Raw genomic sequence first — 9318 nt, 5'->3', positions numbered from 1 at the left:
CGACCCTTCCCGCTGAACGAGTCAGCGACTTGGGCCAGTTACACCGTTAGTCGGACAGTCTCCGCGGAGCCATTTTTTCGGCAGTTGGCCGCGCCCGGTATCTGTGATTGGCGCTCAACCGTTGGTGGAGTGCTACCAATCGACCGCACCCGTCGGCGGTGATGATGGCACCTTCAGGCTCAGAAGGAGCGCGCAGACTTCGCTCGAGCGCGGCAGGTGCAAATGGTGGCCGAAGGCCGCGAATCGTCCTCATCGGCGCGGGTACGGGGAAGCCAGCCGGTCAGGTTCGATGAGAGTGCTCGATCGGTCAGGTGTCCCCGTCGGCATGGCTTGATCATCATGCTGACGGGGATGCCGCCGGCGCTGCGACGGCCGGACACGATCGGAGTGGGCGGATCTCGCCGTCGGCTCAACGCGAATGACATCATGGTCAGCAGGACTTGCTTGGTGTGTCTGCGGTTGGCTGGTCGGTATGGGGGTGCTTTGAGGGTGGAGCCAGGCCCGGTAGAGCGGCTAGTCCTGCCCTCGGACCCAAGGGCAGCCTTCCACGCCCGCCGTCACGTCGAGGCCGTGTGCCAAGGGCTGCCCGCCGACACCGTCGACGTCGCGCGACTGCTGGTTACCGAGCTGGTCTCCAACGCAGTGCTGCACGCCGACGGAGCCGTCCTGATGACTGTCGCCCGAACCCCCGACGGCCTCAAGGTCGAGGTGTACGACGAGAGCCCGCGATTGCCCACGGTCCTCCACGCTCAACCACCGGCCGAGCATGGCAACGGCCTGCGACTGGTCGACGCACTCGCGACCTCCTGGGGTACCGCCCCCCGCGACGACGCCCGGCGCGGCAAACGGGTGTGGTTCGTCCTGGGCCGGGCCCGGGGAGGTCGCGAATACGTCCCGCGTGATCAGGGAGGCCCGGCCGGAGCGGCCGGTTCTGAGATGTGCGGGTGATCGGTCGCGAATCCTCCGCCAAGCACTCCTTCGCGCCATACTCGCGCGCATGGGGAAGCAGGACTCCGGGGCCGAATCTGAGCTTCAGCAACAAGTGGAGGAACTTGCTGGGCAGGTCGCCACGAACATGACCGCGATCCAACATCTTCGCGAACTCGCCGACGACGCGGACACGCGCGCCGACGCGACTGAGGTCCGCGCGATGCGCCAACACATGCGGATGGACAGGATCGAAGAGCGCGCCGACATGGACCGCGCCATGCTTGCGGCGTTGCAGGCCGAAGGGATGCTCGACAGGGAGCAGTCCGCGAACCTGCATCAGGCGCTGACGTCGTCACGAACCATCGGTGCAGCTGTGGGGATCATCATGGCAAACCGTCACATCAGCGAGACCCAAGCGTTCGCGATCCTGGTCAGGGCAAGCCAGAACACCAATTGCAAGTTGCGCCTGGTCGCCGACGACATCGTCAACTCTGGCGACGTGACCGACCTCCCAGCCGCCGGACCCGAGCCGACCACTGCGTGAAGCTGAGTACGGCGAAGTCTGCGGAGGGCGGCCCGCAAGGGCCTGACGTTGTGGAGGGCGGCATGCGCTCGGGTGGCTCGAAATGGCCACGACCCCGGGCCGCCGGACCATCCCAACGAGCCATTTCGCCGTTCGCGCCCGGGGCGGACACTCGGCTTCTACGGGGCCGAGCAATGAGTCCCGACCGGAAGGGAGGGCGCATCTTGGATCTCCACTTTGCTCGCGAGCTCCACGACGGGGCACTCTCCGAGGAGATCAGACTGCTTGGGGAGCTTTGTAGTGGCAGCACCCAGCGTCACGCGACACCTGACGCAGGACGAAGTGGACCAGGTCCTTCTGGCGAACGGGCCGCCCGACGGCCGCCGCGCGTCGTCGGCGGCGCACCTGACCCACCGGCCAGGATGAGCGCCGTGCGGTCGACCCTTTCGCCACGCGGGCGACCGCAGAGGTGTTCGCGCGCGTGATCAGCCACTGGAGGAGCATCCGCGGCCAGGTGCGGGCGCGGGGATCGGTGATCGGCCCGACCAGCAGCAGGGCGAGCACGTGTGGATGGCGCCGGACCGGCTCCACGACGACCGGGCAGCTAACGGAGTGCCCGACGAGGACCATGTCGCAGCGGTGGCGCAGGGCCGCGAGCAACCGCCGGCTCTGTTGCTCGACGTGCAGGTCGGCCCCGCTGCGTGCGGGCTGACCCAGCGAGCGAGAGGCACCACGACGCTCGGGCCGGTGAGCAGGGCTCTGACCCCGGCCCATTCCCGGGCGTCGAGTCCGAGGCCGGGGACAACACCACGAGGGTGGTCTAGACCGGTACTCGTCTTCCTGGCACGGGGTCCGCCGGGGTGGTGGTGGTCGAGTAGTGCGGGACCGGCGTGAGCCGCACTCGTGGGCCGCGACCGGGCTGTGGCATGAGGGGTCCTTCGCAGTAGGGGTCCGGGGGCCGTACGGCAGTGCGCCCCGCCCCGGGTGAGGGGCGGGGCGCACTGGTGGGCGACGGTCAGTCGTTGTCGCGGGTGGTGCTGCGGCTGCCGGACTTGGCCAGGCCACGCGCGATCATGTAGCCGATGGTCAGGAACGTGATGTAGCGCAGGGCCTGCTCGGCGCTGAACGGGTCGGCGGTGTTGTTGCCGTCGTCGCCGACGACGAACGCGGTGACCGCCACGGCGAGGACGGCTGCGACGTACGCGATCAGCTCGGTGGTCTTGCGCGCCGGGCGGGTCTCGATGCCGTGACCGCGGTCGGTGCGGTGCGCGTTGGTGGTCTCGTTGTGCTGCTGGGTGGTCGACAAGGTCGATCTTCCTTCTCTTGACGCGACCCCGGGCACGGTCGTGCTCGCGGGTCTGAGGGTGAGTTGTGCGCCTGGGCACTGGCCTCGATGAGTCGCCGGCTCGCAGCTGAACCGAGCGACCGGGCCGCCGGGTGTCATGCCCAGCTCTGGGTGCGGCAAACCCGAGGATCGCCCGGATCTGCTCGGGTGAAGCACCGCGTGGCCAGCCGGAGCGGCGGGTCTCGAGTCTCGACGCAGCGCCCGGCGAGACCCCACCCTGCGGCGGCCAAGCGGTGTGAGACGGGGGTCACCGCCCAGAGCGGGGTTGAGCCCGAGATCTGGGGGCAGGGGTGGTCCATGACCATCGACAAGGCAGCACAGGCTCGCGAGGGGCTCCTCGACAGCGTCAAGGGCAAGGCCAAGGAAGTGGCTGGCGCCGTCACCGGCCAGGACGACCTGGTGGAGGAGGGGCAGCTCCAGCAGGCAGCGGCCAGTAACCGCAAGGCCGCCCTGGCCGACGAAGCGGTCGCTGACGCCAAGCGAGCCGAGGCCGCACATGAGGTGGGCGAGGCCAGCCGTGAGGCAGCCGAGCGCCAGGGCGAGGCACGTGCCCGGGCTGAACGCCAGGAGTCAGCCGTGCAACGTCAGCGCGAGACCGAGCACGCGGTCGCAGACCGCGAGGCGCACCAGCAGGAGGCTGCAGGCCGTGAGGCCGCCGAGCGGCGGGCCGATGAGCTCGCCGAGTCCCGGCTGCGCGAGGCCGAGGCCATCGCAGCCGAGGCGGACTGCACCGAGCGGGAGGCGGCCGCCGACAGGCGTCGCCTCGAGCGGCAGGCCGCCGCCGCTGACCAGCAGGCCGCGAAGCTGCGCGCCCAGACCGACAAGTGAGGACCACCATGATCAGCACCGTCATCGCCCTTCCGTACGAGCTCGCCCTGCTCCCCTTGACCCTCCTCGATGCCACCCTGTCCGGGCTGTCGGTGACCTCCGTGCCGCGGGTGGCCCTGGACCGGGCCATCGGCACGTCCGACAAGCTTGCCGGGGCCGTGTTTCGCAACGGCGACATAGCGAAGCGCGGCGCCGACCGCCTCGAGCGCTCCCACAAGCTCCAGCGGGCAACCCAGCTCGAGCTGGAGGCCGCAACCCGCCGCGAGCAGGCCCGCGAGACGGCCGTCGCCGGCAGCCGGCAGGCGGCTGCGAAGCGCAGCGCCGCCCAGAAGCGAGCCATGTCGGGACTGAAGGAGGCCGACGCCGCCGAGGCGCACGGCAAGCAGCAGGCCAAGGCCAAGGCCGCCCAGTCGGCATCGGCGAAGAAGGCGGCCGCCACCAAGCGGGCCAACGCCCGCAGCGCCGCCGTCACGCAGTCCAAGGCCCGCGCGGAATCCTCTGCGCAGGCCACGAAGCGGGCGGCTGGACGCAAGGCGAAGTCCGACCTCGACGACGCGCGCAAGGCCAAACAGGGCGCCGCCAAGAACCGCGCCGACGCAGACCGCCTCAGCAACCTCACCGAAGCCAAGAGGCAAGAGCGCAAGCAGGGGTGACCACCGAGGTCGCAACGACCGGATGACGGAGCTCGACGCCCCACAGCCTGCTTCGTTCGGGCCCTGCAACGCCCCGCCCTCACAGGGCGGGGCGTTGCCACGTTCTCGACACAGGGGGGCCGTGGCGCCTCTCGTCTGCCCCGTGTGGCCCACCATCCTTCGGACGCGGATAGGGCCTCTCAACTCGGGTTGCCGACTCGGCCAGCGAGAGGGGCCTCACAATAGTCGGGCACATCGGGCCAAGCTCTGCTCCGCTCGCCCGGGTGCCCTGAGGCAGGGCTCCTGCGAGCGTTGTGGGGACCCGGTCGCGCGGGAGCCGGCGATGGCGGGGTACGTCCGGCCCCCAATCGCATGGGCGGCGCGTACGGTCGATCGCAAGCGTGCGTGCCATTCGCGACGCGCTGACCCTCGACGACTGGACAGGCAACGCATGGACAACTCCGCGACATTGCCGCCGGAACCTGTGATCCGAGACATCGCCGGCCATCTGGAGCAGATCGCCACGGCTATGACGGCTGATGGTCGACCCATCTCCGCCAAAGGTGTCGTGGATGTCGCGCTCCTGGCGGTGCCGCATGCGCAGCACGTCGGTGTGACGCTGCTGCGAGCCGACCGTCCACCGCGGTCGGCTGCGGTCACCGACGAGGTCCCGGAGCTCCTGGACAGCTTGCAGTTCGAGCTGCGCGACGGCCCCTGTTTGGACGCCGCCCTCGGTCCGCCGGTCCTGGTCAGCGGCGACGTCGGTTCGGATGCGAGGTGGCCCCGGTACGGCCCACGGTGCGTGGCGACCTCCGGGGTCCGGTCCATGCTGTCCCTTCGGCTGCCGATGGGTGGAGAGGACCACGCCGGCCTCAACTTCTACTCGCGGGACGTCGACGCCTTCAGCGATGACGACGTCGTACCCGGTTCCTTGTTGGTCCCATTCGTCGCGCTCGTGCTGCAAGCCGAGCTACACCAGCAGGACGTGGCCAACCTCACCACCGCGCTAGACAGTGCCCGGATGATCAGCACGGCGGTCGGCATCCTCATGGCCACGCACAAGATCTCCCGCGACGAGGCCTTCGAGGCCCTGCGCCGCACGAGCATGGGCCTCAACATCAAGCTGCGCCACGTCGCCGACCACGTCGAACTGACCGGCGTGCTGCCCCGCCCGGCCGCCGGTCCCCGGTCGCCAGGCGCGCAGCGACCGTAAGCGCATTGCCGTTGGACCGTCGTGGCTGGGCAAACGCAGGTCATCTAACGTCCTTCCGCGCAGGGGTGTGCAAGCCGCGATGCGGCTGGCGGTTCGCTCAGTCGGTTTGCGGAGGCTCACAAGAGCGTTGACCTAGACCGGAGGGCCCTCTTCGCCGCTCTCACCAGTTCGCGGCTCACCGGTTCGGCGCTGCAGGTGCCGTGCCACCAGTTCTGCGGAGAGACGTTCGAGGTCGGACAAGCCACCGAGAGCACCACAGGTTCGGAGCTGTCGCTCCAACTCGTCCCGCGCTACGGATCCGATTGCTTGCGACTGGATGTCGTCCTCGGCGGTCACGGCCGCGTCGAAGAGTTCGACGACCCTGTCCACCTGCCAACCGGGGTCGGTTTGCCGCGGCGCAGGCCCAACGCGAAGAACCATGTCGCAGTGTGCGCACATGGGACCTCGGTGGTCAACAACCGGGTGTCCACGATCGCAGCACGGGTCGCGAGCCACTGGCTGCAGGAGGGTGCACGGCCGTCACAGGGGAGATTCCCACGCGGTCAGGGCGGGATCGAGGAGGTGGCGCGTGGGCGCGCAAGTCTTCAGTCGGGCGTTCCATTGCATCCATGCTGGCGACCCGGCGCCGCGACGAGCAACGAAGGCCGAAAGTGACCAGGCGAATGCATGCTGGCCGCAGACCCGGGTAAGAGGAGAGTACCGAGAGGTCTTCGAGCGTGGCCACCCATGGCAGCGCCGTTCCCGGCGAATCAGATACCTGGGGTCCTGCGCATGTGCGACGGCTGCCTCGGCGAGGTCGGGACGACCATGGCACCACCAGTCACACTGACTGATCGCGATGACGTGGAGAATCTGCGCGTCCAGACAGTCAAGGACGAACATCACCTGCGAGTCGTGATTCACGGCGAATGCGACTTCTCGATGGTCCACCAGCTGGACCGCAGCTTGCCCAGGGTCGAGGACGACCCCGTCCCGCTCATCCAGCTGGACCTGAGCGAGCTGACCTTCGCCGATACGGCCACGATCCGTGCCTTGGCCAGCTTCGCCCGGTACGCGAGACGAACCGGGCATGACGTTCACACGTTCGGCGTCCACCCCACCATGGCCCGCGTCACGGCCCTGCTGCACGTCCGGGACGACTTGGGACTGAGCGAAGGCTCCGCCCCGTAGCGGTGTGGAACCCAGCCCGGCCACCACTCCGCGCACACTCAGCAGCCCGAGCTACGACCCGACAGATGGAGATGCCGTGCGGTACCAGTTCATCGTCGTCGGATCGGTGCCGGACACCATCGCCGAACAGGTGCCCGAGATGGCCTCCGCCCCCTTCCCACCCGGTGGTACCGCCCTGTTCGGCCCGGTACAAGACGAAGCCGACATCCTGACCATGCTTGCCCGCCTCGTCAGCCTCGGTCTCTCCGTCATCGACATGCGCCCGCTCCCCGACTGAACACCCCCGGCACCGACAGGCCAACCGGACCTCGTCGCGAACTCCGTCGAAGGTGCGCGTCGTAGCCTCGCGTGTGTGGCAGGCGCGCCGGCGGCCGCGACACAGGACAGCGGTCACGACGGCGCAGCCCAGCCTCGATCGTCGCCCGCATGATGCGAAGTGCAAGACTGGAGCGCGAACCTGGCGACTTGCCGCGAGGGGTGACCTCGGCCGGCCCCACCACCGCCTCGATGTCCTCAAGGGTCTGCCCCAGTCGCACCAGGGCAACCCGACACCGGGGACGATCTCCACCGCTTCCTCCGATCCGTGACGGGCAGCCGGGATGGTCGACCGCCAGGCGGAGGCCGACCAGGTCAGCCAACCGCGAGTGCCAGGCGAGCCGTCGCCGGTGCGCCGCACTGGTTTTCCCGGCGCCCCCATGGTGCGGACAGGAACGCACCGAGACCAGCCCGAAACGGTTACACGGATGCCGGGCACGACGGCCCCCGACGTCCACCCCTCGACGCACACCGTCCCCGGCCCTGTCGCCGGCGGCGAGGTCCGCGCCGGGATCTCATCCGCCGCGGAGGATGCCGGGCACCGGCCCGGTCCGATTCCGTGAGGACGTGGAGCCGTTCAGGAAGGCCTACCAAGGGCGCCGCGCCTTCGCCTCGGCGAGCCGCCCCCCGATGACGACCCGGTACGTACCGTTCGCACGATCCATGTCGGGCTACTCCGGTGGCCGGCTGCGGACCGACGTGATCGCCGGAGTGACGGTCGCCGCCCTGGCGCTGCCCTCGTCGATGGCGTATGCCGAGCTGGCGGGGGTGCCCGTCAGTGCCGGGCTCTACGCGCTGTTGCTGCCCGTGCTCGCGTACGCGTTCCTCGGGTCCGCCCCGCGGGTCGTGGTCGGGCCGGAGGGCACCGTCGCGCTGCTCGTCGCCACCGCGCTCGCGCCACTGGCGGCGGCGGGAAGCCCCGAGTACGCCGCACTGGCCGCGATGCTCGCGATCCTGGTCGGCGCGGTCTTCCTGCTCGCCCGGGTGGCCCGGCTCGGCTGGATCGCCGACTACTTCTCCCAGGCCGTGCTGGTCGGCTACATCACCGGGGTGGCCGTCGTGCTGATCCTGGGCCAGCTCGGCAAGCTCCTCGGGGTGTCCAGCGACGAGGACGGCGCAATCCGTGAGGCGGTGGACGTCCTGGCCCACCTCCGCGACGCCAACGGTGTCACCGTGGTCGTCAGCGCCCTCTCGGTCGCGCTGCTGGTCGTGGCGGGCCGGGTCAACAAGCGCTTCCCGGGTGCGCTCGTGCTCGTGGTGCTCGGCATCGCGGTCTCGTGGGCGCTGGATCTGGCCGAGCAAGGCGTGTCGGTCACCGGCGAGGTCCCCAGCGGTCTCCCCAACCTCGAGGTCCCCGACGTCTCTGCGAACGACATGGCCACCCTGGCCGCGGCCGCGGTGGCGGTTTTCCTCGTCGCGTTCTCGGACTCCATCCTCACCTCGAGGTCGTTCGCCGCTCGGCACCACGAGACCGTCGACGCCAACCAGGAGCTGCTCGCGTTCGGTGTGGTCCAGCTCGCTGCCGGTGCATCCCAGGGCATCCCGGTGGGAACGAGCGGTTCGCGGACTGCGGTCAACGACGACATGGGGGCGACCACCCAGGTCAGCGGGATCGCGTCGGCCGGCACCATCACCGTCATCCTGCTGTTCCTCACCGGCCCCATCCAGTACCTGCCGTCCGCGGTGCTCGGCGCGGTCATCGTGTACGCGGCCGCCAAGCTGATCGACGTGGGGCAGTGGCGCGACCTGGCCCGCAGCAGCCGCGTCGAGGTCGTCATCGCCGCGGTCACCGTCGCCTGCGTGGTCATGGTGGGCGTGCTCCAGGCCATCATCGTCGCGGTCGTGCTCTCGGTCGCCGACATCATCCGCCGCGCAGCCCGACCCGCCGACGCCGTGCTCGGCTGGTCCGACCAGGAGGACCGCTACGTCGACGTGGTCGACCACCCCGACGCCGGCGTCACGCCGGGCGTGGTCGTCTACCGGATCCAGGACCGGCTGTTCTTCGCCAACGCCCACTTCTTCAAGCGGCGCCTGTGGGCCGCCGTCGACGGCGCACCCAAGCCCGTGCACCACGTCGTGCTCGACGCCTCGTTCATCAGCGACATCGACGCCAGCGCCGAGGTGGCCCTGCGCGAGGTGATCGACGGGCTGCACGAACGCAACATCGAGCTGCACCTCGCCCGCGCCACCGTCGAGCTGCGCGACCGCCTCACCGCCGTCGACCTCGACGACGCCATCGGCAACGACCACTTCCACGGCACCGTCACCGCCGCCGTCGACGCCTGCCGCACCGTTCCCGACAGCACCGTCTCCTGAGGCCCGCGAACGTGCCGCGACCCCAACGAGGCCTCATCCACCATGG

General features: G+C 69.7%; 10 protein-coding genes. 8 read left to right on the top strand and 2 right to left on the bottom strand.

What is annotated here, in order from left to right; translation table 11 throughout:
• Positions 1-222 precede the first annotated feature (222 nt).
• Positions 223-948, top strand: coding sequence for an ATP-binding protein (locus tag ABD899_RS01860; protein ID WP_345201648.1), 726 nt, complete (start codon positions 223-225; stop codon positions 946-948).
• A 49-nt stretch (positions 949-997) separates the two neighbouring features.
• Complete coding sequence (locus ABD899_RS01855; RefSeq protein WP_345201646.1) at positions 998-1474, top strand: ANTAR domain-containing protein; 477 nt, start codon at positions 998-1000, stop codon at positions 1472-1474.
• 255 nt (positions 1475-1729) lie between these two features.
• On the opposite strand, the gene ABD899_RS01850 is transcribed toward ABD899_RS01855, so the two are convergent.
• Both ABD899_RS01850 and ABD899_RS01845 read right to left on the bottom strand, forming a co-directional pair.
• Positions 1730-2017 (bottom strand): hypothetical protein, encoded by a 288-nt coding sequence (locus ABD899_RS01850; RefSeq protein WP_345201644.1) that lies wholly within the window; start codon positions 2015-2017, stop codon positions 1730-1732.
• A 451-nt stretch (positions 2018-2468) separates the two neighbouring features.
• Positions 2469-2759, bottom strand: coding sequence for a hypothetical protein (locus ABD899_RS01845; RefSeq protein ID WP_345201643.1), 291 nt, complete (start codon positions 2757-2759; stop codon positions 2469-2471).
• Positions 2760-3095: 336 nt separating this feature from the next.
• On the opposite strand from ABD899_RS01845, the gene ABD899_RS01840 reads away from it, so the two are divergent.
• The 6 genes from ABD899_RS01840 to ABD899_RS01815 all read left to right on the top strand — a co-directional run bounded on the left by ABD899_RS01840 (position 3096) and on the right by ABD899_RS01815 (position 9272).
• A complete protein-coding gene (locus tag ABD899_RS01840; RefSeq protein ID WP_345201641.1) occupies positions 3096-3626 on the top strand; it encodes a hypothetical protein in 531 nt (176 codons plus the stop codon).
• Between the two features lie 8 nt (positions 3627-3634).
• Positions 3635-4279: a hypothetical protein gene (locus tag ABD899_RS01835; protein ID WP_345201639.1), complete on the top strand. Its 645-nt coding sequence runs from the start codon at positions 3635-3637 to the stop codon at positions 4277-4279.
• A gap of 430 nt (positions 4280-4709) precedes the next feature.
• Positions 4710-5471 carry a GAF and ANTAR domain-containing protein gene (locus ABD899_RS01830; protein WP_345201638.1) on the top strand — a complete coding sequence of 254 codons (762 nt, stop codon included), beginning with the start codon at positions 4710-4712 and terminating at the stop codon, positions 5469-5471.
• A 726-nt stretch (positions 5472-6197) separates the two neighbouring features.
• Positions 6198-6641, top strand: coding sequence for an STAS domain-containing protein (locus ABD899_RS01825; RefSeq protein WP_345201635.1), 444 nt, complete (start codon positions 6198-6200; stop codon positions 6639-6641).
• Positions 6642-6717: 76 nt separating this feature from the next.
• On the top strand, positions 6718-6918 hold the full coding sequence (locus ABD899_RS01820; protein ID WP_345201634.1) for a hypothetical protein: 201 nt from the start codon (positions 6718-6720) through the stop codon (positions 6916-6918).
• A 605-nt stretch (positions 6919-7523) separates the two neighbouring features.
• Entirely contained in the window at positions 7524-9272 is a 1749-nt protein-coding gene (locus tag ABD899_RS01815; RefSeq protein WP_345201632.1) for a SulP family inorganic anion transporter, read from the top strand.
• The last annotated feature ends 46 nt before the right edge of the window (positions 9273-9318 follow it).

The sequence above is a fragment of the Fodinibacter luteus genome (genome assembly GCF_039541575.1).
GTDB lineage: Bacteria > Actinomycetota > Actinomycetes > Actinomycetales > Dermatophilaceae > Fodinibacter > Fodinibacter luteus.
Note: the sequence above shows the minus strand (reverse complement) of the source record. Positions and strands in the feature narration are given on the sequence as shown.